We start from the raw sequence: 26,483 nt of genomic DNA, 5'->3' as shown, positions 1-26,483 counted from the left end.
TGAAGATTATTGGCCTTTCCAGTTATATGGTAGCAAGGTTTTGATCCGATTGATAGGCATTTCATTAATATCTTGGCTTAGAACATCCTTCAGCCAATTATATGGATTGACATTGTTCAGTTTGCAGGTAACTAATAACGAGTAAAGTAATCCTGCTCTTTGTGCAGCATCATGAGAACCACAGAAGAGATAGTTTTTTCGGCCCACTGCCACATTTCTCATGCACCTCTCGATCGCATTATTATCGGGCATAAGATTACCTGTATGAGCATAAAGACTTAGTTTCTCCCATCTCTTTATACTATAAGCAAACGCTTGTGCAATAAGGGATTTCGGTCTGAGTTGCTGATACTCTTTTTTCATCCAGTCACCTAATGCTTTCAGTATAGGTAGACTTTCTTTATTACGGCGATCCTTTATTTGTTCTTCATTCAACTGTTCTTCCTTGCACGCCTCTTCAATCGCATACAGTTTCGCGATCTCCTTTAAAGCATATGATGCCAGTTTTTCATTATTACTCTGCGCATCATAAATCTTACGGCGCGCATGAGCCATACAGTAGAAGACTGTAATATTCTCTAATGGCAACTCGTCGTACACGGCGTAACCATCGGCCTGTAGATGACCCTTAAAATCCTTTAAAATATTGAGTGGCCTTTCACCTCCACGGCCAGGTTGGTAATCATAATAAATCATTTTTCCATCACCTGTCAGAAAGGTCCAAAAGTAGCCTTTATGAGTTTCTTTTTGCTTAGCTCTATCCAACACTGCTATGCCGGTCTCGTCTGCATGCCAGTATTCATATTTGTACATCTCCTTCAGATGGATAGTGCCAAGTGGTATTAATGCCTTTGCGACCAGCCCTACCCAATCAGCCATTGTGGAGTAAGGTATTTCAACACCATTGCGTTTAAAAGCTTCAATCTGCCGATTTAACGGCTTATGATCAACCAGCTTATCAACCGTTATCTGAGCAAGTAATGCAGGATCTGCCAGGCATTTTTTTATTGCCCGAACCGGCAAAGACGCTTTGATAATAATCTCCTTTCCCCTCTTTGAAGCTGTTTTCCTGCGATAAACATTTACTACAGTACGGTTTACAAAGATCTCTCCAGGCTTCCAGCTTAAGGTTTCTCTTACCTCTTCTCCAACCTTCTCACAATCACTAATATCTTCTGTGGGCTCCAGTATTGTTGTTTCCCGCCTCAGGTGATCAGGAAGTCTGGTTCCATTATCTGATATTTCTATATCAGCACTGGATTTCTTAGTTTTGGTATAGCTTACCTTTTTTACATCAGAAAGATTTGTCGCAGGAGGTGCTACATCCGCACTAAACCCTAATTCTGGCTGTAAATTGGATATAGCTGAAGGTAAAAAACGTTCGGATTTAAATCCCTTTAATAATTTCGTTAATTGTTGTAGCTGATACTGAAGCTGGGTAACCTGGTCCTGCAAACTTTGATTGCTTTTCTGCTGCTGCTCAAGGCTTTTATTTAACTGCTGAACCATCATTATTGATGCTTCATACAGCTCTTTGTAATTAATATTTGCAGCAGATTCCGACATTACCCAAAGATAACATTGATATGCTTTGGTGCAAGTCCATCGCATCATTTTTTATACACTATGGGAGTGGATAAACCATAATGGATTATTGATTTTATAAAGAACGGTCCGTTCCTTAAAACAAAAAAGCTAACACCCTAATGATGTTAGCCAACAATTACTGTCAGAAAATCTATTTAACCCTCAGTAGCGGTATACCGCTTTCGATAGAATGCTTTTTTCAGAGAGACCCCCTTGTAATCGGCAGATAACAATGCAGAGTTTTCGGCAGATATAAATACAGAGTTTTCGGCAACAATGGTACATTATTTTCGGCAGCAATGATACCTAAAAAACGGCAGCAATACTGCAGAGTGAGGTAAATGTATTATTTATTTGTTTGTAAGCTCAAAAATTGTTTTCCTATTTTCCAGTCTGAAGCTTTTTCCTGTTAGATTTATTACTTCACACTGGAATAATAATCTGTCCAGTAAGGCGGTTGCCAGTACCTCATCATTGAGCATAGTAGCCCATTCTGCGGGGTTCTTATTGGTAGTGATGATAAAGGCTGTTTTTTCATAGGTACTGTTGAAAAAATTAAAAAATGAGACAGCATGATTTTTTTCAATAGGAAACGACATCAGGTCATCTATAACGATTAAATGGGCTTTGGATAATCTCTTATATTCAATCTTAGCGGAAGCAGAAAAATCTTTCATTTTGAACATGTTGATAAGTCCCTCCATATCCCTGAAGTAGGCTTTGTATCCCTTTTGCACCGCATCTGCACAAAGACCTGCGGCCAGCATGGATTTACCCGTTCCAGAGGGCCCCGTAAGAAGAATATTATAAACCTGATCAAGCCAGTTAAGCTCTCTAAGCTGATTTAAGCGAGCCTTAGACAATCCGCTATCATTCTTGCACTGGAACAGGTTTAAGTCGCTGGATCGGGGTAATTGTGCTGTTTTAAGACGTTTTTGAGTATCATTATAATCGCGGTGTACCGCTTCGGTTTTTAACAGGTTAACGGTGTATTCCAGATAACCAATACCAGCTGCTTCCGCAGCTGATACCAGTTGATCGATTTGGTTATAAATCCCGCCCAACCTAAACTGGTGGCAATACTGTTTAATTGTTTGTTTCTTTTCCATGATTGATTTTTATTTTGTGTATACATAAAATATGCTTGCGTAAGTCGTCCGGACAGAGATTCAAGATTGTTTGCTAAAAAGATCTATGTAATCTTCGATTGAACTTTTAGCAGGTTCTGCTAAAGCTACAGGGGGTAATTCTCCATTTAATGGATTCATCTGGATAGACTGATAATTAAGGATGGATGTTGCTCTTCTTACTTTCAACTGCTGTTCTACGATAGATTTGAAGTCGTTGGCACTTTGAATATTATTGTTCAAACAATATGTCAATGCTTCGCCAACACTCACTTTGTCCGAAATATCAATAGTGTCCCTGAACAACAGCACCTGGTCTCTTATATAACGTGGTTTCACTTCTCGTATGGTCTCTAAAAATTGTCTACCCCGATTTGCATCGTCTTCCAAAAAACCGCAGACTTCATTAATCAACTTGTCAATCTTAACGGTTTTATCTCTTCTGTGGTCAGTATTTAGTACTTTCTGTCCTTTGCCAACAGCGATCATATGTTTGCATAATATATCCCCCTGTAAGTTGGATATAATCAGGTAAATATGCATATCAACACCCACTACTACGGCAGTTCCTTTTCCTTTAAAAGTACCCAGTGGTAACGAATAAAAATTACTTTTATAAGAGATGGTGTTATCCTTACGGACCATGTAAATTTCAGGACTGGTAGTTTGTATAAACTCTGGTAAAGCGCTCAGGTATGGTTGTTCTTTCAGCCATTCTTCATTAGGAAGTAACTTTGTTGTTCCATGAGGCATATTGTTTCCTGTGCGGTTTAGCCACTGTAAAGCCTCTTCATTTAAATTTTCTATATCGATAAAGCATCTGTTATACAGAAAATTTCTTTTAACGTATTTGACAACGCTTTCAATTTTCCCCTTACTTTCCGGGTCGGATTTTCGACAGAAATGTAGCTCAAAAGGTCTTTCTCTGGTATATGCCCGGAATGCATCTGTAAGAAGGATATCTCCTATGTTTTCATCTGCTATGAAGACCTTATCCTGATCGTAGACTAGTTGTTCCGGGATGCCCTTAAAGAAGGAAAATGCCTGTTCATGGCCCATAATAGCCAATTCAGTCGTGAAAGGCCTACCAATAAACCAGATATATTTATAACGGGATCGGGATAGTTGAATGGCGATAAAATATATCTTTACCCTTTTACCAGTTCCATTGCGGAGATTATATTCTCCAAAGTCAGCCTGGGCCTGCTTCCCATAAGGAGACTCTTCCAACATTTCATATTCTCTAAGCGGTTTGATATAAGGCAGATTATATTTGCGACGTACCCACATTACAAAATCAAACATGGTCCTAATGGCTGTCTTAGGAAACTCAGGGAAGTTCTCTTTGAGCCAGTCATGCATTTGAGCGGATGATGTATCCTGGTATTTCTCCAGCTTTTCCCTAACAAAAGATTCGTAAACAGACAATCCTCTTTGACGTTGTGCTCTTTTCTCTATAAACAGGTTGTATTCTTCCAGGGTCATGGACAGATAAGACTTTACCGTCCGCCAGTTAATACCAATAGTACTGCTAATTTTGGCTATTGAAAAGCCTTGTTCGTGTAGTTCTTTAATACTCTGATACATCATAATTTTCTTTAAATAAGCATTCATCATGACAGGAAACTTAAGTTCCCTGCTAATGTGGCATTCTTCTCCGGGAAGGATGAGAAAACCTCTGCATTATTGCTGCCGAAAATTATGTATCGTTGTTGCCGTTTCTTCGGCAGCATTGCTGCCGAAAACTCTGCAGGCTTATTCGCCGAAAATTGTGTAGTTGTAATTGCCGATTACACCCCTGCAATATCAGAGAAAGCTGCTTACTGGATATCTCGCTATGGGTCCCTTCCATAAATCCGGAAGGTAATTCGAATGTACCCTCTTCCAATCGCTTGTAATACATACCAAAACCATCCCCTTCCCATTGCAATAGCTTGATGTGAGTTTGCCGGCGATTGAGAAATATAAAAACATCACCGGACTCAATCGGTATTTTGAGTTCGTTGGTGATAAGCCCACTCAATCCATCAAAGCTTTTTCTTACGTCTGCCCATTTGGAATACAGCAGATATCTTGTCCCTGGATGAATCTGCAACATAACTACCCAATTAATTCCTTTAGAAAAGAAGCCGGTACCGGACGATAGATTTTCATGCCTTTGTATTCAGCAAAGATGGCAGAGTCAATAGAGGAGACAACATCCGGTGATATTTGAAGCAAAGTAAAACTCCCATTTTCACTATGAGCTTCTAAATTTCTTTGCTGGTACCTTTTCTGCCAGTAAAACCAGTTGCCAGAAGGAATTCCATGTCTGGCACAAAAGGATTTAATAGATTGACCACTGGTGGCTTGCTCTGCAATGAGGGAAAACATGTATTCCTCCTTATTGACTTGTGATTTTTTAGTTCTCATTATGATCTATTATTGATCATGAAAGTTAGAGAACTTACGCGTTTCCAAATTTAAACTGCCCGGAGGCATACCAGGAAGCTGCATATTTATTACAACCGGACCAAACATCTGCTCCATAAATGGCTCAACCATCGGGGCGGAAAACGAGTCTGGACATGGGGTAAGATAGCAAAGCTAACTACAGAATGGATACCACTTATTCGACCAAAGATCTATCACAGCTATCAGTTAGCGAAACCCTAAGTAGAGGAACCGTATGCGGGAAAACCGCTCGTACGGGACTGTGGGGGAGCGGGGAGGTAACGAACCGCTCTACCCGGAACCAGTTTATGGAAGATTTATCTAGAATTACCACATTTTTTAGTTAAAAAGTGCAATTCTTATCGCAAAGGTCCTCAAATTCCCGCCCTTTTTCCTCCTACTTCCTGAGTCTAAACAAATGATGTGAGGATAAAGAACAATGAGTAATTTTATTAATAAGTTGGATGACATTGTAACGATACGGAAAATTTTGAGCGGAAGAATGGGCATAAGTTAAGTCATGTAGTAGGTCACCTGATTAAATATGCTTTAAAGTGGAAGTAATCTTCACCTTTAAAGCATTGGTTCGTCATCTTCCTCTGTTGAAATCTTCTTTATCTGTCCTGTTTTTTCCAGATGTGGTATTAAAAATTCTTCTTCTTCCTTGTCCGCTATAAATTCCCTGTTATTTTTATATTCATCAGCATGTTTTAATATTATGCTTTTAATTGTATTAAAGGCAGCTAACTCTTCCTGTGTTATTTCTGACCTTAATTCTTCTTCTTTGATATTATTCAACCAGTTTGTTATTTCATCTAATTGATTATTAGAGAAAATATCATTGATGAATGGGTTAAATACGTAAGTTTGCGACAAAGGCCGGGGTGTAGATTTTGAGCGGATAACATACAGAATAAATGAGACGAAGGCACGTTTATTGTTTAATAGAAAATCTTCGTATCGCCGTGCAATTTCATTATTTAAATCATATTTTGACTGTGCAGCTCTATTAATATTACCAGCTTTAAGTAGAAACTCAATTTTTCCATTATAATCAAACGCTTTACCACTTTTAAGGTATACTTCAAAAAGGCGCTGAATAGTTGAAATGATTTCATTATCGTTGAAAATGATATTTCCTCTTTGTTCTCCTATTTCATTCAGACTATTCACAATTGATGCTCTGGAGTAAACAGGAAGGTTATCATCATTTACAATTTCTCTAATAGCCTCGACTACGTTATCATCATTATCAAGTTTCCAGAAACCGTCGGATTTAATTAAATCTTTACTTCTTTCGATGTAATGGTCCTTATCATCATCAATAGATGAAAAAGCATATAGCATTTTTTTTGCTTCTTCAATATTTTGGACAGGACGTAAGTTATTCAAAATTTGAATAAGTTCATATCGATATTTATTGTTCCAATTATTAAATGTAGTAGCAATTTCCTCTTTAGATTTTTCCAATGTTTCCTTGAAAACCCGAAATGAAATGTTGTTGAACAATTGGAATGAGAAGTAAATCCAGAAGTAGTCCTTATTAATGAGCACTTCTTCTGTTTTGCGTTGGTTTTTCCCAAGTAAGAGATTAATAACTTCTTCTAAAAGAATGGTTTCCTGCGTTGTTAAAGCTTTTGGATCCAACGAATTTTTTAATTCCTCCTCATTTAAACAATAAAAATTTGTGTCGGATACATCTTCTTTTATAAGTATCTGATCACTTATCAGCCGATATAATTTAAAATTTCTTAATTGGATAAGTACCAATAAGAAGTAGTCACTCATATCAATATCAAACTTCAATAAGTCAAAATTTAGCTTTATGACGTTGGAAAATCTCTTTATATCCCTAATGTTGTCTAACATGCTTTCCAGCATGCCTTCAGGAAGGCCCCGCTGTTTTAATATTTTATCTTGGGAGGATACTATCTTTAATGCACTGTCGATAATATCCTTGTCAAAATAATCCATAGTAGAGTATCCTAGCAGATTCCTTATTTCCTCAACATAGTTTCGTTTATTGATTTTTTGTAAAGGCACAATCAATTGAAATACTTTTTTTAAATATTGTTCCTCTTTGGAGAAGATATTGGTGTTTTTGATTGTTGAAATTACGTATTCATGATCGATTGCAACAATAAAGAAAGTATTATTAAAGTCTGCAGCATTTCTAATGAGCTTTAATACAGAGACGATTTCAGTTCCGCCTAGCCGATCCAGGTCATCTATAAAAATGATAATTCGTTTTCCGGTCAGCCTGATTTCAGTATTGATTTTATCATATTTGGATTTGATAGAATCCTGATCTGATAAATCATTAACAATAGTATCCATTAACCTGAAATATATTTCTTTTCCAGGTTGTATGATTTTTTTTGAGTAATCTGTGATTTTACTTGAAATTGAAGTATTATACATTTTAAGTTCACTAGAGATTGCATTAAAGAAGTCTTCAATAATTCCTTCTGTATTATTGTATCGCCATACATTGAACTGAATTCGAATATTGTCCTCGTTGTCTAGTGCATTATACAGGAGATTCAGGAGGTATGATTTGCCACTTCCCCAATTGCCAGATATACCAATAGCAAAGGAATTTATTGTTGAGCTATTATTTATGCGGTTAATGATGGTATTTACATATCCATCACTATTAATGTGAGCAGAATCTTTATTTTTGTCTACTATGGCATTGTCCTCAATAAATGAAAATTGATTTTTGACAATTAATGGTGAGTTGTATGCACGAAAATCTAATAATGACAAGCAAGACAAAAGTAATAAATCCGTATTAACCAGCCACGGTATATGAAAGTCTTTGAATGTGTAAAAATTATACGTACTATTTAATCTTCCATAATAGATATATATAGTAACTATTGTAAGGAAAAAAAATACAGAATTTATTGAAGGTAACAGCCCTAGTTTGAGTTTAGGAGTTACCTTTATACTTGAATATGCACATAATATAAGGGTAGCTATATTTAAAATAGCACCCTCATTGATATGACAAATGATTGTTTCGAAAATATAGGTATTCCATAATGGTAAAAAGTAATCTACACCAATTAGGGCAATTATTATAATGAAAATACATTGCCATGTTTTTTTTGGTGTCAGGCTTTTTTTATACTGTTTCCAAGAAGCCTTGCTATACGGATTTGTCATGCTGGATATATTAAAATTTAAATATATATTATGATATACTGGATTAAGAAGACGTTTTATGCGAATTCGAACTCAAAATAGCTACCTCCCATTATTTTCTTTATGGGTGTTTTGCTTAAGGAATATTTATTTCTTCGTTATGATAAAATATTTTACATGCTTTTAATGCAAAAGACAATGTGGATTTACAACAAAAAAACGGGCAAACTATTAAGCTGCTTGTTTTGTAATAGATTTACCATATTCTTCAGACGTTAAGTAACCCAGTATAGAATGTATCCGCTGCCTGTTATACCATATTCCAATAAACTCAAATAACTCCGTTTTTGCGACCTCAATTGAGGCATATGCGGTATTATAACCTATTTCTGATTTTAAGATTTTGAAAAATTCTCCTTTACGCCGTTATCCCAACAATTACTCTTTCCGCTCATACTTTGCCTTACATCCCTGCGTTTAAATAAATTCCTGAACTCGTGACTCTCATACTGTACGCCTCTGTCGGAATGAAAGATCACACGTTTTTTCACCAACCTATTCCTGACGGCCATTTTCCATGCAGCAACGATTGTTTCCTTCGCTGTCATGCCACTACTCATAGACCATCCTATAACTTTTCTGTCAAACAGATTTATGATAACGGTAAGATAAAGCCAACCGCCCTAGGTTCAGATGTAAGTAATATCAGACACCCATTTTTCTGAAGGACGCATTGCCATAAATTTCCTGTTAAGTATATTGGCAGATACTTCAAGATAATAATTGGAATCTGTCTTATTGCTAGTAACTTAAAATCGACCGTATTTTTATTCATATAGCAAGTAAGATATGTTTGTAAATAATAAGGTATTGATCGTACATATAAGTCAAGATTTTATTAAGCTTTCAAAATGCAGGAGAACAAAACCTATTTAGTGTAATTATAAGAATTGGTAAGACAATTTCTAGTTTTTCGAAAATGATTATCCAGCTTAGAGCATGTTTAAAAATTAGGCGGCAGGAGATTTGAAAAATACGAATCGATCAATTAGTTTGGATTTACCAGAAACAAACTATGGGACCGAAGTACACATTATTGACCGATTCGCAATGGCAAAGTATAGAAAAAATATTAACAGACAAAAGAAGTAAGCATTTCAATGATGAGTTTTTCGCTGCATAAATATACAACGAGTATTCCTGATACTATAGTATGTGTTACATTTCTACATAACGATTCTATTTTTATTAAGCATACATCAATTCAAGTACACTTCAATAAACAGTCTTCTTTATTTAGAACTCAGCTTTATGAGCAAAAACAAAGAGCTGCAAGGTCTTATTAACTTCTTTAATAAAGGCATCTGTATTCTCGATAAGCAGTCATTTCGAATATATTACGAAGTGCTGCAATGCTTACTCAACGGTGGATGCCTCAATAACTTTGAAGAGTGTATCTGCTTAAATTATTAATTTTGTTAAATCAGATCAAACGGAGCTGGGCAATGCTGGCGAGCAACCCAGCAAGGGATAGCCTGATGCTGACGGAAAAATCCGATAATTGGTAAAGGCTCCCCATATGGGCTGCCTTTATCTTTTCTTGATGCTCCATGCCTTCAAAACGCACGCATTAGCCAACTATGCCTATTTCATACTCTACCTGGTTCCTCCACACATGTCTTATTCGACTTAGCAAATGTCTGGCGATCTTGATGATTGCCTTATTAGGTATCATTGTAGAGCAATATTTCTTGTATAACATCAACATGGCAGGATCTTTTCTTATTATTACCCAACTACTTTCTACAATTGCTGGCCGTAGATAGTGATTCCCTCGTTGCGTGATTCCTTTTATTACATCATTCTCACCGGAACTTCCTGTGTCAGGTACAATCCCGACATAAGAACACAATTTATCAAGCGTCTTAAATCGATTCATATCCTGTAATTCAGCCATAATTATCATCGCATTCACAATACCTATTCCAGGTATACTTTGCAACAATTTTTGTACCGCAGTATAATTAGGGTGTATAGATAATGTTCGTATTTGTTTGGTAGCTACACTCAATAATTTCCGGACTAGTAAATATTCCTCCAAGGCTATATTTAGAGCCATCTTAAGTGATTCCGTCTGACAAGATAAAGATTGAAGTGTAGCTATGAATTTGCGACTCCAGTATTGTTGTGGCTTATCTACATCCAATTTTAAGCCACTGAACATGAGAAGGTGCCATATCCTGTTTTTGCACCTCGTCTGATCTTGAACTAATCGGCCACGCTGCCGCACCAATGTACGCGCATGTTCGGCTTCCAGGTCGGGCACGTAAATAGGAGGTAATTCTGTCTTAGATAAATGACGACTTATTTTGCGTGCATCAATCTTATCATTTTTACGCCTTTTCTCTTTATCTGTACTAGGCACATCTGCCGGATTAGCAACAATACAATTTACCCCTAATTTTGACAAAAAACGATGTATACTAAAGCCACAAAAACCAGCTTCATAGGCTACCTGGTAACTGGCGCCAGGATATTTTTTCTGTAAGTGATTCACTAGTTGTTCTACTGAAGCTTCCTGGCTGTAATCTTCCAGTTCAAATTCATCATTTCTGATATTGACCCTCCAGGTCTTTTTGTGGACATCGATTCCGCAAAAGATTGTTTGTCCTTCAAAGTTGAGTTGCTTAACTTTAGGCATGGTTCCTGATTTTTTAAGTGAGTTAATGTCGTAATTAAATTTACTTAATATCAGGAACTTCTTTTTCGCTTATTCGCCCAGCTCATACATATGACCTCGATGCGGAGCATCTTCCGGATTCAAACGACAGATATTAAATTTGCATCAATAAGTTCTTTGATTTTTCGGATTAATCGAACAGGAGCCTATCTTTCTTTGATTGGTTTCCAGTTTGAAGGCAACAAGTGTATCAGTTCAGCAGCTGTGCAATCGTGGAGTCGATTATACACATCAGTTAAGTATTCGAATGGATCAATCCCATTCATCTTGCAGGATTCCACGAGGGAATAAAACAATGCAGCTCTTTCCCCGCCATGTTCATTACTTGCAAAAAGGGAGTTCTTTCTGAATAAAGTGATCGGACGTATAGCATTCTCGGTTGAGTTATTGTCAACGTCTATTTTCCCATCTGAAAAAAGGATATTCAGCTTATCCCACTGATTATTCGCATAGTTAATTGCTTTAGCCAGCAGGCTATCAGGTACATGTTCATCTTTTTGTTCATCCAACCAACTGCGTATTTTATCAAAGAAGGGTTTACTGTATTTCTGTCTTAAGGCAAGCCGTTGGTCAGAGATAAATTGTTTACGTTTAGCATAGGCTTCTATGCGGTATATGATATTAAAGTATACCAATACCTGGTCTGCCAGTGCTTTATTTTGTCTCTGCGCCTTTTTAAATCCTCTGCGGATATGCGCAAGGCAGCTCATCAACGTGACTTTATCATTTTGCTTAAAAGCAGTCGTGTAAGAGGATAGTGCGTCAGTTTGTAATGTACCTGCAAAATCTTTCAGGATTTCCTTAGGTACATCATGAGCTCTGCCTGGATGAAATTCAAAAAGTACAAGTTTGTGTTCAGGTGCATGGAAGACCCACATCCAACCATTGGCGGCTTTACCCTGCCCTTCATCGTGAAGATATTTTAAACTGGTCTCGTCAGCCTTGATATAACTGGCAGTCTGTATTGTTTTCTTCAGGAGCTTTAGCAGACGCTTCAGCTTCTTATAACAAACTTCCTCCCAGTGGTCGATCGTCGATGCCGCAAAACAAACACCTGTCAGCCGCTCAAACCGCTGTTGTTGCCGATAATATGGCATGTAGTAAACAAAGCGTTCACTGTGAAGATGTGCCAGTAACCTGTTACTGACAATCCCCCGTTCTATCATCCTGGGTTGGACAGGAGTACAGTGTATCTTTCCATCTGTTGATTTATATTGAAGGTGGTGTTCTTCTTTACGGATGAGTTTTCCGGGAATAATATCGTAATAAACTGATACCTTTTTCCCAATGGGTTTCATGCCTGTTTTGTCTGCGGCAATATCATAAACAATGGTCTCTGTTTCCAGATGAGCAGCGACAGGTCTTCGCCCATTATGTGCTTTATGATGCTTTCTCCTCCGACTGGTTTTGGAGCTGGTAACTATTGAAGTATCAGTAGCAGAAGATACTACAGCTTGTTCAATGATCGCTTCGATTTCTTTTTTATCAAATTCATCCCCAAGGGTCTGCTGAATAGCAGCTTGCGTAGCTGACTGATCCGGAATAAATTTTTCACTGCGTTGCCCAAATAACATCTCCTGCAGCTCTCTCAATTGCCAGTCTTTACGCATTGCTTCGTCCGTCTTACTGGCAAGAGCGGCCTGTAATTCAGCAACAGTTTTTTCCAGGGAAGCAATCAATCTCTCCTTATCGATTCCCCGTTCCTGCTCATTGGACAACCAACGTTTCAGTTGCTCTTTATCTTCCTTTAGTGCAGCATTTTCTGTTGTGAGTTCCTGAATAATGCGGCTGAATACATGTCTTTCCTGAGTAAGTGCATTGGAGAGATCTGCCTTCTGCAATTGCAGTGCATTCACTTGTTCCAGTGCTTCAGATAAATTATATATGATCTCAGGTTTCAATGAGTGCAAAGGTACTACCATGAACCTTCAAACACAAGCATTTGTGATTAATTCTGATGAATTTATTATCAGCTTTTCTTAGGTCTGACAGATCTTTCATAACGCTTACGGAATCTAACTTCTACACCCTCCAGTATCAGCAAAAGATCCTTCTTGCTCAATACCATCATCTTTGTTTCACTATTGTATACAGGTGTGCCAAAAGTACCTCTTGATAGTCTCTTATAAAAGATGCCCAGTCCATCTATATCCCATCCCAGGATCTTAACCTGCGTGCGACGGTGATTGAAAAAAGCATAGAGTGTTCCATACTGAAAAGGATCTTCCTTCATTTCATTTATAACCAGACCGGAAAGACCATTAAAGCTCAAACGCATATCTGTTGAACCATTCCATAATACCAGCCGATAACCATTTAGTGATAGCATATTACAAGAGGGCTTTAAGATAGGAAGGTTCTACACGCTGATAAAAAATGATACCGCGATATTCTGCAAAGATGGCTCCTGGTGTTAAATCCTGCTGGACCGGTGATAAGTCTACATCAATGAAGCCTACTGGTGCATTGGTCACCGCTGGTTGATTTCCAAAACGTTTTTTCCAATTGTAAAATGTAGCAGGTGATATTTGGAAGGCTGCTGTAAACTCTTTAACACTAATATTACCTGCCCGGGTAAATTGTTCCAGTGCGGAAATTATCTCCTGGTCACTAAAATGATGGCGGCCTGCCACGGATGATTTTCTTCGTTTCATATTTGCAATTCTTTCGAAGGCAAAGTTAGAAGCTAATCAATATCTTTGGTGAATGCTCCGCGTCGAGGTCATATGTATGAGCTGGGCGAATAAGCGAAAAAGAAGTTCCTGATATTAAGTAAATTTAATTACGACATTAACTCACTTAAAAAATCAGGAACCATGCCTAAAGTTAAGCAACTCAACTTTGAAGGACAAACAATCTTTTGCGGAATCGATGTCCACAAAAAGACCTGGAGGGTCAATATCAGAAATGATGAATTTGAACTGGAAGATTACAGCCAGGAAGCTTCAGTAGAACAACTAGTGAATCACTTACAGAAAAAATATCCTGGCGCCAGTTACCAGGTAGCCTATGAAGCTGGTTTTTGTGGCTTTAGTATACATCGTTTTTTGTCAAAATTAGGGGTAAATTGTATTGTTGCTAATCCGGCAGATGTGCCTAGTACAGATAAAGAGAAAAGGCGTAAAAATGATAAGATTGATGCACGCAAAATAAGTCGTCATTTATCTAAGACAGAATTACCTCCTATTTACGTGCCCGACCTGGAAGCCGAACATGCGCGTACATTGGTGCGGCAGCGTGGCCGATTAGTTCAAGATCAGACGAGGTGCAAAAACAGGATATGGCACCTTCTCATGTTCAGTGGCTTAAAATTGGATGTAGATAAGCCACAACAATACTGGAGTCGCAAATTCATAGCTACACTTCAATCTTTATCTTGTCAGACGGAATCACTTAAGATGGCTCTAAATATAGCCTTGGAGGAATATTTACTAGTCCGGAAATTATTGAGTGTAGCTACCAAACAAATACGAACATTATCTATACACCCTAATTATACTGCGGTACAAAAATTGTTGCAAAGTATACCTGGAATAGGTATTGTGAATGCGATGATAATTATGGCTGAATTACAGGATATGAATCGATTTAAGACGCTTGATAAATTGTGTTCTTATGTCGGGATTGTACCTGACACAGGAAGTTCCGGTGAGAATGATGTAATAAAAGGAATCACGCAACGAGGGAATCACTATCTACGGCCAGCAATTGTAGAAAGTAGTTGGGTAATAATAAGAAAAGATCCTGCCATGTTGATGTTATACAAGAAATATTGCTCTACAATGATACCTAATAAGGCAATCATCAAGATCGCCAGACATTTGCTAAGTCGAATAAGACATGTGTGGAGGAACCAGGTAGAGTATGAAATAGGCATAGTTGGCTAATGCGTGCGTTTTGAAGGCATGGAGCATCAAGAAAAGATAAAGGCAGCCCATATGGGGAGCCTTTACCAATTATCGGATTTTTCCGTCAGCATCAGGCTATCCCTTGCTGGGTTGCTCGCCAGCATTGCCCAGCTCCGTTTGATCTGATTTAACAAAATTAATAATTTAAGCAGATACACTCTTCAAAGTTATTGAGGCATCCACCGTTGAGTAAGCATTGCAGCACTTCGTAATATATTCGAAATGACTGCTTATCGAGAATACAGATGCCTTTATTAAAGAAGTTAATAAGACCTTGCAGCTCTTTGTTTTTGCTCATAAAGCTGAGTTCTAAATAAAGAAGACTGTTTATTGAAGTGTACTTGAATTGATGTATGCTTAATAAAAATAGAATCGTTATGTAGAAATGTAACACATACTATAGTATCAGGAATACTCGTTGTATATTTATGCAGCGAAAAACTCATCATTGAAATGCTTACCAAAAGAAAGCGTAAATATTGCCTTCGCAGCATATTCAATGCTATATTATGGATTTGCAGGACGGGTTGTCAATGGAGAAACCTGAGTGTCGCTTTCCCTTACTGGCAGATAGTTTACTACTATTTCAACAAATGGAAAAAGAATGGCTTCTTCGAAAAGGCATTACAGAAGCTGGTTAGAAAGGAACGAATGCGGCAGGGCCGGAATTATGTTCCTTCAGTGGCAGCAATTGATAGCCAAAGTATAAAAAAGAGTGCGTTTGTGAATATAGAAACAGGCATTGATGGCGGAAAGCATATCAATGGTCGAAAAAGACATCTTGCTGTTGACAGTTTAGGGCTACCTATAGCCATTAGCATAAGTGCAGCAGATGTGCATGATTCAATAGGCGCATTTGATCTGTTATGGAAAATTGATAAGTTTAGTCATAGAATGAAACTCATCCTTGCAGACAAAGCTTACCGTGGAGAGTTCAGTGAGATTGTTGAAAACTGGTATAGCTGGAAGATGGAAATTTCTCAGAAACCACCGTCAGCAAAAGGTTTTATACCACAAACAGGTAGATGGCAAGTAGAAAGATCCTTCGCCTGGCTCAATTTTTTCAGAAGGCTTGATAAGGATCATGAGAGGCTACCTGAATCATCTGTCGCATTCATTCAGGTAGCATTCATTAATATTCTTCTAAAATGAGTTGTTAAGAAATTTAAACATGTTCTTAGAGTATGTTTAAATTTCAGTGGGTCCAAAATTAGGAAAGTACGAATCGATCAATTAGTTTGGATTTACCACAAAACAAACTATGAGAAGCAAGTTCACATTATTGACCGATTCGCACTGGGAAAGTATTAAAAATATATTAACGGACAAAAGAAAGCGTAAATATTGCCTTCGGACTATCTTCAATGCTATATTATGGATTTGCAGAACCGGCAGTCAGTGGCGTAATCTAAGCAGTGAATATCCATACTGGCAGATAGTTTACTACTATTTTGACAAATGGGAGAAATCAGGGGTGCTGGAACAGGTGATGTTAAAATTGGTAAGGAAGGAAAGAATTTATCAGGGACACAATTACGCTCCATCAGTAGGTGCTATTGATAGTCAAAGCGTAAAGAAAAGTGCATTTGTAAGTATAGAAACCGGTATTGATGGAGGCAAACATATCAATGGTCGAAAGAGACACCTGGCAGTTGATAGTTTAGGATTACCGATTGCTATTAGTGTCAGTAGCGCAAATGTTCATGACTCTATAGGCGCTTTTGATTTGCTGTGGAGAATTGATAAAGTTAGTCATAGGATGAAACTGATTCGTACAGACAAAGCATACTGTGGAGATTTTAGCGAAATGGTTGAAAAATATTATAAGTGGAAAATAGAAATAACGCAGAAACCACCGTCAGAAAAAGGTTTTGTGCCACAGAAAGGCAGGTGGCAGGTCGAACGATCATTTGCCTGGCTCAATAACTTTAGAAGGTTATCGAAGGACTATGAAAAGATACCAGAATCTGCTGTTGCTTTCATCCAGGTAGCCTTCATTAGTATACTTCTAAAATAAGGCTGTTCAAATTTTAAACATACTCTTAGTCTTTCAGAATCAAACGAACCCAAAGTAATAATTCTTAACCCAACACCTGAAAAATTAGCCGCATGAGTATTATTAATGCATTCAAACAATTTGGAAATTATTCCAAACAAAGACCAGTTAAGGCAACAACGCAAGCTGCTGTTATATATACCAGGGTATCCAGCAAAGAACAGGCTGACCATAATTTAAGTCTGGATGTTCAACGGAAATCAATCGAAGATTTCGCTAGACGTAGTAACCTTGGTATTGTAGAATACTTTGGGGGAACGTATGAAAGTGCCAAAACAGATGGCCGTAAGGAGTTCAACCGGATGCTGGATTATATCAAAATGCGCAAAGGAAAGGTCAGCCATATATTGGTATATACCCTAGACCGATTTTCCCGAACTGGAGGAGCCGCTATTAAACTAGCTGAAGACCTTCGTGAGAAATACGGTGTTACCATATATGCAGTCACGCAGCCGACGGATACCTCGAATCCAAGTGGTGTATTACAACAGAATATTACCTTTTTGTTTAGCCAATATGATAACCAGTTGCGCAAGCAGAAAGCCGTTGCGGGTATGGTTGAAAAGTTTGATAAAGGGATATGGGTAGCTAAACCGCCACAGGGATATGATATAGTGAAAATTAACGGCCAGCGTAAACTTGTCGTAAATGAAGTGGGAAAAAAGATCAAAAAAGCATTTATCTGGAAGGCCGAGGGCATGAAGAATGAGGGAATCATTTCTAAGCTAAAAGCTATGGGAGTGAAAATGTACAAACAACAACTGACTAAGATCTTTAAACGGCCTTTCTATTGTGGTATGATTAATCACGGCCTATTGGAAGGGAAAATAGTAGAAGGTGACCATGAGAAGATGATAAGCCCAGAAATATTTTTAAAGGTCAATAATATCCATCAGGGTTCTGGCGGGTACGGAGTGCCGCATAAGAAAGAACAGGATGCAGTACCCCTTAAAATCTTCATTAAGTGCGATATCTGTAACCAGCCATTTACAGGCTATATAGTCAAGGCAAAAGGATTATGGTATTATAAATGCCGTAAGGATGGTTGCAAGTGTAACAAAAGCGCTAAAAGGATGCATGAACTATTTGAACAGCTATTAAGCCAGTATTGTTTCATTGATAGCCTAAAAGATTCCCTTAAAGAAGCCCTGTTGGCAGAGTATTATGAATTGAACAAAGACAACCTCGAACATCAAAAAATCCTGACGGCGCAGCTAAATGAAATTGATGAGAAGATTGATAGTTTAGAAGAAAGCAGGTATGTACTCAAGCAAATAGGGGAGGAAAGCTTTAATAAGTTCTATTCCCGATACAGTAAGGAGCGAGACACCATTTCCTCCGAATTAGAAAAATGCACCAAAAACATTTCGAACCCTGACGAAGCAATCGAAAAGGCATTGACCCTTTCTTCAAACCTCGCTATGGCATGGCGTTCCAGCGACACAAGTGCCAAAGAAAAACTCCAAACGCTCATCTTTCCTCAAGGAATCATCTACGACCGCCAAAATGAGTCATTTCGAACCCCAAAAGTAAATTTCATTTTCTCACGGATTGCCCACCTATCGGGCAATCCACCCCAAAACGAAAAAGGGACCGATCATCATTTAGATAATCAGTCCCCTTTAGCGGAGAAGAAGGGATTCGAACCCTTGAAACCCTTTCGAGTTTACACACTTTCCAGGCGTGCCAGTTCAACCACTCCTGCACTTCTCCATCGGTTGAATTTTATTTCGGATGGCAAAGGTAACCTTTCCCCTCACATTTCCAAAATATTCCCAAAAATTCTACCCTGATCTTCGTCACCATTCATGATTTATCGGCGTCAGCTCCCCTCTCAACGAAGTCTCTATCATCTCCTGCGTCGCCGCCGCATCCAAATTCTGCCCCAACACAAACATCAATTTCGTTATCGCCGCCTCAAATGTCATATCATGCCCACTTATCACTCCTATCTGCGCCAGCAGCGAGCTCGTCTCATATTTACCCAACTCTACAGATCCTCCATCACACTGCGTAATATCCACTATCACTATGCCCTTTTCTATTGCTTTACGAAGGCAATCTATAAACCACGGCTGCGTATTTGTATTCCCACTCCCAAAGGTCTCCATTATGACTCCTTTGAGGCCCGGAACATTCAGCGTCGCTTCTACCGCCTTTCTGGTGATCCCAGGAAACATCTTCAACACCGTCACATTATCATCCATATGCTTATGCACCTTCAATGGCGCTGTCGGCAATGGTAATACCGCCTGTGTCTTATACTTGATATCTATCCCCGCTTCTGCCAGCGGCACATAGTTCATGGAATAAAATGCCTCAAATTTCTCCGCATTGTATTTTTTGGATCGATTACCTCTGAACAGGGAGAAGTCAAAGTAAATACACACTTCTGGTACCACTACATGCCCATTATGACGTGTAGAAGCGATTTCCATAGCAGTGATGATATTCTCCTTCGCATCTGTCCGGATCTTTCCAATCGGCAACTGAGACCCTGTCAATATCACCGGCTTCGCCAGGTTCTCCAACATAAAACTCAACGCCGATGCTGTAAACGACATCGTATCGGACCCATGCAGGATCACAAAACCATCATACCTGTCGTACCTGTCCTCAATGATCGAAGCCAGTTCTACCCATATTTCCGGCTGCATATCAGAAGAATCAATAGGAGGATTAAAAGCATACACATAAAAGTCTATGCCCATGCGGTATAGTTCGGGTAAGTTGTTCCGTATCTCGTTAAAGCCAATTGGCCGCAAAGCCTTTGTCTTTTCATCGAAGATCATTCCCACTGTTCCACCCGTGTAAATTATAAGGATTTTACTCATTGCAGCTGCTGTATCAAAAATGCCTGCAAATTTACCGCGTAATCAGTTAGTTAGTTTTGAATAATTTCAACGCATTGCTTGTAGTTATTGCAGCCACATCATCTATTTTTAGATTTTTTATATCTGCAATTTTTTGACCGATCAATGGAATGTAGGAACTTTCATTCCTTTTCCCCCTATATGGAACCGGTGCCAGATAAGGTGCATCTGTCTCTAATACAATGTGTTCCATCCCAATCTCCCCCAGCGTTACATCCAATCCTGACTTCTTAAAAGTCACCACACCACCAATGCCTAAATAAAACCCGAGATCAATAATTTCACGCGCCTCCTCTACTGTACCGCCAAAACAATGGAATACCCCACTTAAACGGCCATCCTGCAATGCACGGACCTCATCTATACACTCCCGCGTGCTCTCACGGCTATGTATCGCCACCGGAATACCATACTGGCGTGCAAGGTCCAGTTGTCGCCTAAAAGCTTTATACTGCTGTGCTGTAAACGTCTTGTCCCAGTAAAAATCCAGTCCAATCTCCCCGATCGCTTTAAAAGGTCGCTTCTCCAGCCAACCCTCCACTGCCGCCAATTCCGTATCCACATTGTCATTCACATAACAGGGATGAACCCCCATCATAGGAATACATACCCCCGGAAACTGTTGCTCTAATGCCAGCATTCCCTCAATCGACTGACTGTCAATATTTGGCAAAATCAACTGATATACCCCCTCCTTTATGGCCCGCTCTATCGTCGCCGTTCTATCATCCGAAAAATCTTCCCCATACAAATGGGCATGTGTATCAATCCATTGCATTTTATCTGAAATATTAATTTTTTCCGAAAGATGACTGAAAATATTATATTTGTATTTAATAAATATATCAGCGATCTCCCGTACAAAAGTACGGCCGCAAAACCTCATTAAAAATTTTATACTTATCCTATGAGAAGCTACTTTTGCTTTAACCGTATCCTTGCAGGTGTTGTGGGCCTTTTATTGACTGCCACCTTGTTTTACGCCTGTTCCAAGAGTACGACTGATGTGACCAAGACGAACACAAGCGATAACCTGACTATCACCGCTGCCGGAGACCAGGCTGTTGCAACCAGCTATTTCGATGATCTCTTCGTAATCGCCCAGGAAGTATGTCAGGATGCCGGATATACTCAAACTGGTCGTAAAGCTTCTCCTACTACTGAAATGACTTCTAAATTAGGTGCCTGCTATAGCTACACTGTCGATAATGTGCAGACTGACAGCTGGCCTAAAACAATATTAGTAAGCTTTGGTACTGGTTGTGCTGACGCTGACGGCCGTGTACGCGTTGGTAACATCCAGATCACTATGACGGGTTACTTCTACTACACCGGTTCTACTATCACTGTAAAACCACTCACTTATACTGTAAATGGTAAAAGCGTAACCGGTACACAGACAATCACTAACACCAGCTCTAACAGCGTATACAAATACCTGTCTGTAATCTCCGGTGGTTCTGTCGTGCTGGATTCTACTACTGTAGGCTTCGGCGGTAGCGGTACTTATACTCAAACCTCCGGCACTGCTACCCTGGGTAGTGTGTCTGACGATATCTTCAATTATGTAGGTACTGATTCCCTGGTATACGCAACAGGTAATGCTGCATACATCACTGTAGCAGATTCTACTTATCTGGAAAGAAAACTGAGCTGTGCTTATATCGGCAAAGGTAAAGCAACCGTGTCTTACAACTCACTGACTGCTACCGTAGATTATGGTAACGGTGTATGCGATGACTCAGTAACGATCTCTGTAGGTGATAAGGTAAAAACTATCGCATTACCTAAATAATAAATCATTGCCCAGGTTTCTAATTGCCCGAAAGCGCGAATGGAACCTGGGTTTTTTATGCCCGTTAAACAAGGATTGATTTCTATATAAACAAGGATTGCCTTTTGCAAACAATTAAACAAACCATTCTCTTAAAAATACTCCATCAGCAAGTATACCCACTAAACCGGCACCGCCTCCATCTCCATCCCCTTCTTCTTAAAATACTCCATCACCCTCGGCAATGCATACTCCAACCGCTCCCATGCCTTCGTACTATCATGAAACACTATTATCGACCCCGGTTTTGACTTAAACACCACATTCTGCACACACGCCTCTCCATTTATCTCCGTGTCAAAATCCGCACTCAATACATCCCACATCACGATCTGTGCCCCCGGTATCAAATTTTTAATCTGCTTTATCTGAAATGGCGTAATCCGCCCATAAGGTGGTCTGAATAAAGTAGAATTGATAAACTTCCGCGCCTCCATCACATTCTCCACATACTTATCTGTCCCCGTTTTCCACCCATTCACATGATTATGGGTATGATTCCCCGTCGTATGCCCCTCCTCCAATATCCGCTGATAAATTTCCGGATACTCCACCACATTCTTCCCAATACAAAAGAACGTGCCTTTCGCATTGTATTTCTTCAACAAATCCAGTATAAAAGGAGTCGCAGTCGGATGCGGACCATCATCAAATGTCAGGTATACCACTGGCCGTGCAGGAGATAGGCTCCAGGTGCAACTCTTATAGATGGCTTTCAGGATAGCCGGCGTCTTGGTCAGATAAAACATGGATGGGTTCGGATTTAATTTTAAAGGTAGTACAAAATGAAGCGTATTTCGTATTTCCATTTACCTTTGCTCCATGCAACAACAGAAAGTTCGGGTACGATTTGCGCCCAGTCCTACCGGCGGATTACACCTGGGTGGTGTACGCACGGTCTTATTCAATTACTTATTTGCAAAACAGCACAATGGTGAATTTGTGCTCCGTATTGAAGACACTGACCAGACCCGTTATGTTCCCGGTGCAGAGGAATATATCATGGAATGCCTGAAATGGTGTGGCCTGATTGCTGATGAAAGCCCGCTGGTTGGTGGCCCTTATGCCCCTTACCGCCAGAGCGAACGTAAGCCCATGTACCGTGAGTACGCGGAACAACTGGTGAAAGCCGGTTATGCTTACTATGCTTTTGACACGCCAGAAGAGTTGGAAGAGATGCGCACCCGTCTCAAAACCGAAGAGAATCCATCGCCACAATATAATCATGCTGCCCGCGCGCAGATGAAGAACTCCATTTCTTTGTCTGAAGCCGAAACAGCAGAACTGCTGAAAAATGGCACCCGCCACGTGATCCGCATCAAAATGCCGGATAACGAAGAAGTGAGCTTTACCGACCTGATTCGTGGTCATGTTCAGTTTAATACCAGTACTGTCGATGACAAAGTATTGCTGAAAGCCGATGGCATGCCTACTTACCACCTCGCTGTAGTAGTAGATGACTATCTCATGAAGATCACCCACGCTTTCCGTGGCGAAGAATGGCTGCCTTCCGCACCCGTTCACCTCTTGCTGTGGAAATACCTGGGCTGGGAAGCACAGATGCCACAATGGGCACACCTGCCGCTGATCCTGAAACCTGATGGCAATGGTAAATTGTCTAAGCGTGATGGTGACAGACTCGGTTTTCCTGTGTATGCTATGAACTGGACAGATCCTAAAACCGGCGAGGTGACCAAGGGCTTCCGCGAAAATGGTTTCCTGCCAGAAGCATTTGTAAACATGCTGGCTATGCTGGGTTGGAATGATGGTACCGGTCAGGAGATCTTCTCTATGGATGAACTGATTGCCCGTTTCTCCCTGGATCGCGTCAGCAAGTCAGGTGCTAAATTCGATTACGAAAAAGCAAAGTGGTTCAATCACCAGTACCTGCTGAATGCTGATAATGACAAACTGGCTGCACTGTTTGCACCTGTATTGAAAGAAAAAGGCGTCACTGCATCACCTGAATACGTAGCGACCATCGCTGGTCTGGTAAAAGATCGTTGTGACTTTGTCAACGACATCTGGCAACATGGTTTCTTCTTCTTCGAGGTGCCTGAAAGCTGGGATGTTACTGCGGTGAAACCTAAGTGGAATGCAGATAAGACACAGTTCTTTATGGAATGGGCTTCTATACTGGAAACTTTGTCCGATTTCTCGCTGACAAGTCTGGAAGAAAGCTTCAAAACACTGGCGACTTCTATGAATATTAAAATGGGTGAACTGCAATTGCCTTTCCGTATTATGCTGACGGGTGGCAAGTTTGGTCCTCCTGTATTCAATATCGCTGCCACATTGGGTAAGCACGAAACTATTCAAAGGATCATGAATGGTCTGAAAGCTATTAACGAATAAAATAGCCTTATAAAAAAAACGAGGTTGTATGCTTGATACAACCTCGTTTTTATTTAAGATCAAAATATGCTACTTATTTCTTGGTTTCTTTAGCCCAGGTATCTTTCAACGTGACCGTTCTATTGAAAACCATCTTCTCAGCAGTACTATCAGTATCCACTGTAAAATACCCCTTTCTCAAAAATTGCAACTTATCACCCGGCTTCGCATTCACCAATCCCGGTTCTATCAAAGCATTCGGAATCACAGTCAATGAATCCGGATTGATATAAGATTTGAAATCACCCTCTTCATTACCCGGATCCGGTGTATTGAACAGACGATCATACAATCTTACTTCTGCCGTCTTTGCATGCGCTGCACTCACCCAGTGAATGGTACCTTTCACCGTCATACCACTGTTATCGCCACCACTCTTGCTCTCAGGGAAGTGAGTTGCATAGATAGTCGTAATATTGCCATTCTCATCCTTATCAAAGCTTTCGCCTTTGATGATATAAGCATTCTTTAAACGCACTACCAGACCAGGTCCCAGACGGAAGAACTTCTTAGGAGGCTCCTCCATAAAGTCTTCTCTTTCGATATACAAGGTCTTGCTGAAAGGCAATTTACGGGAACCAGATTCCGGATCTTCCGGATTGTTATCCGCCGGCATTTCTTCTACCTGATCATCCGGGTAGTCAGTGATCACCAGTTTCACAGGATCTAATACCGCCATCACACGATTCGCAGTTTTGTTCAGCTCATCACGAACCAGGAACTCCAGCAGACTCACGTCAATAACGTTCTCACGCTTCTGTACCCCGATCCTTTCGCAGAACTCACGGATACTGGCAGGCGTAAAACCTCTTCTGCGCAGACCACTGATAGTCGGCATACGGGGGTCATCCCAACCACTCACATGTTTCTCATTTACCAGCTGCAGCAGCTTACGTTTACTCATCACAGTGTAAGTCAGGTTCAACCTGGCAAACTCATACTGATGAGAAGGGAAAATACCCAGCTGTGCAATGAACCAGTTGTACAATGCACGGTGAGGAATGAATTCCAACGTACATACAGAATGGGTGATACCTTCAATGCTATCGCTCTGTCCATGGGCAAAGTCGTACATAGGGTAAATACACCATTTGTCGCCGGTACGGTGGTGATGTGCATGCTTGATGCGGTACATCAGCGGGTCACGCATATGCATATTGGAACGCTCAGGAGAGCCTTCCTCAAATTGTTCAGTATCTATCTTTGCACGCAGTACTTTTTCACCATCCTTAAATTCACCATTCTTCATGCGCTCAAAGAGATCCAGGTTCTCGTCGATGCTACGGCTACGGTAAGGAGTAGGTGTACCAATCTGGGTAGGGGTACCTTTTGATGCGGCGATCTCCTCAGGAGTAGAATCGTCCACATAAGCCAACCCTTTTTTGATCAGTTGTACAGCGAAGTTGTATATCTGGTCGAAATAATCAGATGCATAGAGTTCCTGCGCCCATTGGAAGCCCAACCATTGGATGTCGGCTTTAATAGACTCCACATATTCGGTGTCTTCGGTTACCGGATTGGTATCGTCGAACCGAAGATTGGTCTGGCCGTTGTATTTCTTTGCCAGTCCAAAGTTCAGGCAGATGCTTTTCGCATGCCCGATGTGCAGGTAACCATTGGGTTCAGGAGGGAAACGGGTCAGTACCCTTCCGTCATTGACTCCGTTAGCAATATCCTCTTCGATGATTTGTTCAAGGAAGTTCAAGGACCTTTCTTCGCTCATAAGGTTTAAATTATTTCGGAGGACAAATGTAACAAAATCTGCCAAGCCGACCGCAGACACTGTCTATTTATCCGTTATTCGGAGAAATGAGGGGTAAAAGAGGAACAGGTTATGAAAACCATCATGAAGAAAAAAGATACCATCATTTTTCTCTTTTTCAGAGAATCGTACATTTAGGAAATAAATTCACGGAAAAACGAAAAACTACCAATATAATGGTCAACCCCTCTCAACGCCCCATCCGGGTACTCGTGGCCAAAGTCGGCCTCGATGGCCATGACCGTGGCGCTAAAGTAATCGCCGCAGCCCTGCGCGACGCCGGCATGGAGGTGATCTACACCGGCCTTCGCCAAACTCCTGAAATGGTGGTCAGCGCCGCCCTTCAGGAAGACGTAGACGCTATCGGTGTCAGTATTCTCTCGGGTGCTCACATGACCGTTTTCCCCCGTATTATGGCCATCATGAAAGAAAAAGGGATGGACGATGTGCTGCTGACAGGTGGCGGAATCATTCCCGAAACTGATATGCATACCCTGCATGATATCGGTGTAGGCAAATTATTCCCTCCAGGTACCCGTACGGAAGATATTGCCAGCTATATCAATGAATGGGTGGCTACACATAGAAATTTCTAGCATTTCTGTAACCTTTTAGCGAC

At 40.1% G+C, this 26,483-nt stretch carries 21 protein-coding genes, 1 tRNA gene and 2 pseudogenes; 7 read left to right on the top strand and 17 right to left on the bottom strand.

Annotated elements, in window-relative coordinates:
• Positions 1–6 precede the first annotated feature (6 nt).
• The 12 genes and pseudogenes from tnpC (QQL36_RS05990) to tnpA (QQL36_RS05940) form a co-directional block, all read right to left on the bottom strand.
• Positions 7–1,566 (bottom strand): IS66 family transposase, encoded by a 1,560-nt coding sequence (gene tnpC / locus QQL36_RS05990; protein WP_321569281.1) that lies wholly within the window; start codon positions 1,564–1,566, stop codon positions 7–9.
• A gap of 371 nt (positions 1,567–1,937) precedes the next feature.
• Positions 1,938–2,696, bottom strand: coding sequence for an IS21-like element helper ATPase IstB (gene istB, locus QQL36_RS05985; RefSeq protein WP_321566677.1), 759 nt, complete (start codon positions 2,694–2,696; stop codon positions 1,938–1,940).
• 60 nt (positions 2,697–2,756) lie between these two features.
• Positions 2,757–4,331, bottom strand: coding sequence for an IS21 family transposase (istA, locus tag QQL36_RS05980; protein WP_321566678.1), 1,575 nt, complete (start codon positions 4,329–4,331; stop codon positions 2,757–2,759).
• Positions 4,332–4,413: 82 nt separating this feature from the next.
• The gene (tnpB, locus tag QQL36_RS05975; RefSeq protein WP_321569280.1) at positions 4,414–4,812 is read right to left on the bottom strand and encodes an IS66 family insertion sequence element accessory protein TnpB; all 399 of its coding nucleotides are present in this window, start codon (positions 4,810–4,812) and stop codon (positions 4,414–4,416) included.
• Positions 4,813–4,814: 2 nt separating this feature from the next.
• Positions 4,815–5,126, bottom strand: a complete 312-nt coding sequence (gene tnpA / locus QQL36_RS05970; protein ID WP_321569279.1) for an IS66 family insertion sequence element accessory protein TnpA — start codon at positions 5,124–5,126, stop codon at positions 4,815–4,817.
• Positions 5,127–5,720: 594 nt separating this feature from the next.
• Positions 5,721–8,318 carry a P-loop NTPase fold protein gene (locus QQL36_RS05965; protein ID WP_321569278.1) on the bottom strand — a complete coding sequence of 866 codons (2,598 nt, stop codon included), beginning with the start codon at positions 8,316–8,318 and terminating at the stop codon, positions 5,721–5,723.
• A gap of 210 nt (positions 8,319–8,528) precedes the next feature.
• Positions 8,529–8,657, bottom strand: coding sequence for an IS3 family transposase (locus tag QQL36_RS35615; RefSeq protein WP_415751070.1), 129 nt, complete (start codon positions 8,655–8,657; stop codon positions 8,529–8,531).
• Positions 8,658–8,692: 35 nt separating this feature from the next.
• Positions 8,693–8,968 (bottom strand): annotated as a pseudogene (locus tag QQL36_RS05960) (DDE-type integrase/transposase/recombinase); the annotation flags it as partial.
• Between the two features lie 959 nt (positions 8,969–9,927).
• A complete protein-coding gene (locus QQL36_RS05955) occupies positions 9,928–10,998 on the bottom strand; it encodes an IS110 family transposase (RefSeq protein ID WP_321566421.1) in 1,071 nt (356 codons plus the stop codon).
• 185 nt (positions 10,999–11,183) lie between these two features.
• Positions 11,184–12,938 (bottom strand): IS66 family transposase, encoded by a 1,755-nt coding sequence (gene tnpC, locus QQL36_RS05950; protein ID WP_321569277.1) that lies wholly within the window; start codon positions 12,936–12,938, stop codon positions 11,184–11,186.
• Between the two features lie 68 nt (positions 12,939–13,006).
• The gene (gene tnpB / locus QQL36_RS05945; RefSeq protein WP_321569276.1) at positions 13,007–13,366 is read right to left on the bottom strand and encodes an IS66 family insertion sequence element accessory protein TnpB; all 360 of its coding nucleotides are present in this window, start codon (positions 13,364–13,366) and stop codon (positions 13,007–13,009) included.
• 1 nt (position 13,367) lies between these two features.
• Entirely contained in the window at positions 13,368–13,691 is a 324-nt protein-coding gene (tnpA, locus tag QQL36_RS05940; protein ID WP_321566418.1) for an IS66 family insertion sequence element accessory protein TnpA, read from the bottom strand.
• 162 nt (positions 13,692–13,853) lie between these two features.
• Here tnpA (QQL36_RS05940) and QQL36_RS05935 point away from each other — a divergent pair, with 162 nt between their 5' ends.
• The 4 genes and pseudogenes from QQL36_RS05935 to QQL36_RS35610 all read left to right on the top strand — a co-directional run.
• Positions 13,854–14,924: an IS110 family transposase gene (locus QQL36_RS05935; RefSeq protein WP_321566421.1), complete on the top strand. Its 1,071-nt coding sequence runs from the start codon at positions 13,854–13,856 to the stop codon at positions 14,922–14,924.
• A gap of 474 nt (positions 14,925–15,398) precedes the next feature.
• The gene (locus QQL36_RS05930) at positions 15,399–16,097 is read left to right on the top strand and encodes an IS5 family transposase (protein ID WP_321569275.1); all 699 of its coding nucleotides are present in this window, start codon (positions 15,399–15,401) and stop codon (positions 16,095–16,097) included.
• Positions 16,098–16,206: 109 nt separating this feature from the next.
• Complete coding sequence (locus QQL36_RS05925) at positions 16,207–16,962, top strand: IS5 family transposase (protein ID WP_321569274.1); 756 nt, start codon at positions 16,207–16,209, stop codon at positions 16,960–16,962.
• Positions 16,963–17,054: 92 nt separating this feature from the next.
• Positions 17,055–17,879: pseudogene (locus QQL36_RS35610) on the top strand (recombinase family protein); the annotation flags it as partial.
• A gap of 748 nt (positions 17,880–18,627) precedes the next feature.
• Here QQL36_RS35610 and QQL36_RS05920 read toward each other — a convergent pair.
• From QQL36_RS05920 to QQL36_RS05910, 3 genes are all read right to left on the bottom strand, one after another.
• Positions 18,628–18,714: transfer RNA gene (locus tag QQL36_RS05920), tRNA-Ser, on the bottom strand.
• Between the two features lie 86 nt (positions 18,715–18,800).
• On the bottom strand, positions 18,801–19,835 hold the full coding sequence (locus QQL36_RS05915; protein WP_083722284.1) for an asparaginase: 1,035 nt from the start codon (positions 19,833–19,835) through the stop codon (positions 18,801–18,803).
• 46 nt (positions 19,836–19,881) lie between these two features.
• Entirely contained in the window at positions 19,882–20,652 is a 771-nt protein-coding gene (locus QQL36_RS05910; protein ID WP_321569273.1) for a TatD family hydrolase, read from the bottom strand.
• Positions 20,653–20,781: 129 nt separating this feature from the next.
• Between QQL36_RS05910 and QQL36_RS05905 the strand changes: the two genes are divergently transcribed.
• Positions 20,782–21,669: a hypothetical protein gene (locus QQL36_RS05905; RefSeq protein WP_083722285.1), complete on the top strand. Its 888-nt coding sequence runs from the start codon at positions 20,782–20,784 to the stop codon at positions 21,667–21,669.
• 161 nt (positions 21,670–21,830) lie between these two features.
• On the opposite strand, the gene QQL36_RS05900 is transcribed toward QQL36_RS05905, so the two are convergent.
• Entirely contained in the window at positions 21,831–22,457 is a 627-nt protein-coding gene (locus tag QQL36_RS05900; RefSeq protein ID WP_083722286.1) for a polysaccharide deacetylase family protein, read from the bottom strand.
• Between the two features lie 73 nt (positions 22,458–22,530).
• Here QQL36_RS05900 and gltX point away from each other — a divergent pair, with 73 nt between their 5' ends.
• Positions 22,531–24,063, top strand: coding sequence for a glutamate--tRNA ligase (gene gltX, locus QQL36_RS05895; protein WP_083722287.1), 1,533 nt, complete (start codon positions 22,531–22,533; stop codon positions 24,061–24,063).
• Positions 24,064–24,136: 73 nt separating this feature from the next.
• Here gltX and QQL36_RS05890 read toward each other — a convergent pair whose 3' ends face one another.
• A complete protein-coding gene (locus tag QQL36_RS05890) occupies positions 24,137–25,825 on the bottom strand; it encodes a glutamine--tRNA ligase/YqeY domain fusion protein (RefSeq protein ID WP_083722288.1) in 1,689 nt (562 codons plus the stop codon).
• Positions 25,826–26,040: 215 nt separating this feature from the next.
• On the opposite strand from QQL36_RS05890, the gene QQL36_RS05885 reads away from it, so the two are divergent.
• A complete protein-coding gene (locus QQL36_RS05885) occupies positions 26,041–26,460 on the top strand; it encodes a cobalamin B12-binding domain-containing protein (RefSeq protein ID WP_320579267.1) in 420 nt (139 codons plus the stop codon).
• Positions 26,461–26,483: the final 23 nt, after the last annotated feature.

Origin of the sequence: Chitinophaga sp. LS1, from assembly GCF_034274695.1 — a bacterium.
In the GTDB taxonomy this organism is placed as follows: Bacteria; Bacteroidota; Bacteroidia; order Chitinophagales; family Chitinophagaceae; genus Chitinophaga.
This window is presented reverse-complemented; position numbering and strand designations above follow the sequence as displayed.

Excerpts from the sequence above, each read along its gene's own strand:
- tnpA (WP_321569279.1), bottom strand. The coding sequence starts at position 5,126 with ATGAGAACTAAAAAATCACAAGTCAATAAGGAGGAATACATGTTTTCC.
- QQL36_RS05900 (WP_083722286.1), bottom strand. The coding sequence starts at position 22,457 with ATGTTTTATCTGACCAAGACGCCGGCTATCCTGAAAGCCATCTATAAG.
- QQL36_RS05885 (WP_320579267.1), top strand. The coding sequence starts at position 26,041 with ATGGTCAACCCCTCTCAACGCCCCATCCGGGTACTCGTGGCCAAAGTC.
- QQL36_RS05905 (WP_083722285.1), top strand. The coding sequence starts at position 20,782 with ATGAGAAGCTACTTTTGCTTTAACCGTATCCTTGCAGGTGTTGTGGGC.
- QQL36_RS05925 (WP_321569274.1), top strand. The coding sequence starts at position 16,207 with ATGAGAAGCAAGTTCACATTATTGACCGATTCGCACTGGGAAAGTATT.
- istA (WP_321566678.1), bottom strand. The coding sequence starts at position 4,331 with ATGATGAATGCTTATTTAAAGAAAATTATGATGTATCAGAGTATTAAA.
- QQL36_RS05955 (WP_321566421.1), bottom strand. The coding sequence starts at position 10,998 with ATGCCTAAAGTTAAGCAACTCAACTTTGAAGGACAAACAATCTTTTGC.
- tnpB (WP_321569280.1), bottom strand. The coding sequence starts at position 4,812 with ATGTTGCAGATTCATCCAGGGACAAGATATCTGCTGTATTCCAAATGG.
- gltX (WP_083722287.1), top strand. The coding sequence starts at position 22,531 with ATGCAACAACAGAAAGTTCGGGTACGATTTGCGCCCAGTCCTACCGGC.
- istB (WP_321566677.1), bottom strand. The coding sequence starts at position 2,696 with ATGGAAAAGAAACAAACAATTAAACAGTATTGCCACCAGTTTAGGTTG.
- QQL36_RS05915 (WP_083722284.1), bottom strand. The coding sequence starts at position 19,835 with ATGAGTAAAATCCTTATAATTTACACGGGTGGAACAGTGGGAATGATC.
- tnpC (WP_321569281.1), bottom strand. The coding sequence starts at position 1,566 with ATGTCGGAATCTGCTGCAAATATTAATTACAAAGAGCTGTATGAAGCA.
- tnpB (WP_321569276.1), bottom strand. The coding sequence starts at position 13,366 with ATGCTATCACTAAATGGTTATCGGCTGGTATTATGGAATGGTTCAACA.
- QQL36_RS05935 (WP_321566421.1), top strand. The coding sequence starts at position 13,854 with ATGCCTAAAGTTAAGCAACTCAACTTTGAAGGACAAACAATCTTTTGC.
- QQL36_RS05890 (WP_083722288.1), bottom strand. The coding sequence starts at position 25,825 with ATGAGCGAAGAAAGGTCCTTGAACTTCCTTGAACAAATCATCGAAGAG.
- tnpA (WP_321566418.1), bottom strand. The coding sequence starts at position 13,691 with ATGAAACGAAGAAAATCATCCGTGGCAGGCCGCCATCATTTTAGTGAC.
- QQL36_RS05930 (WP_321569275.1), top strand. The coding sequence starts at position 15,399 with ATGCTTACCAAAAGAAAGCGTAAATATTGCCTTCGCAGCATATTCAAT.
- QQL36_RS05910 (WP_321569273.1), bottom strand. The coding sequence starts at position 20,652 with ATGCAATGGATTGATACACATGCCCATTTGTATGGGGAAGATTTTTCG.
- QQL36_RS05965 (WP_321569278.1), bottom strand. The coding sequence starts at position 8,318 with ATGACAAATCCGTATAGCAAGGCTTCTTGGAAACAGTATAAAAAAAGC.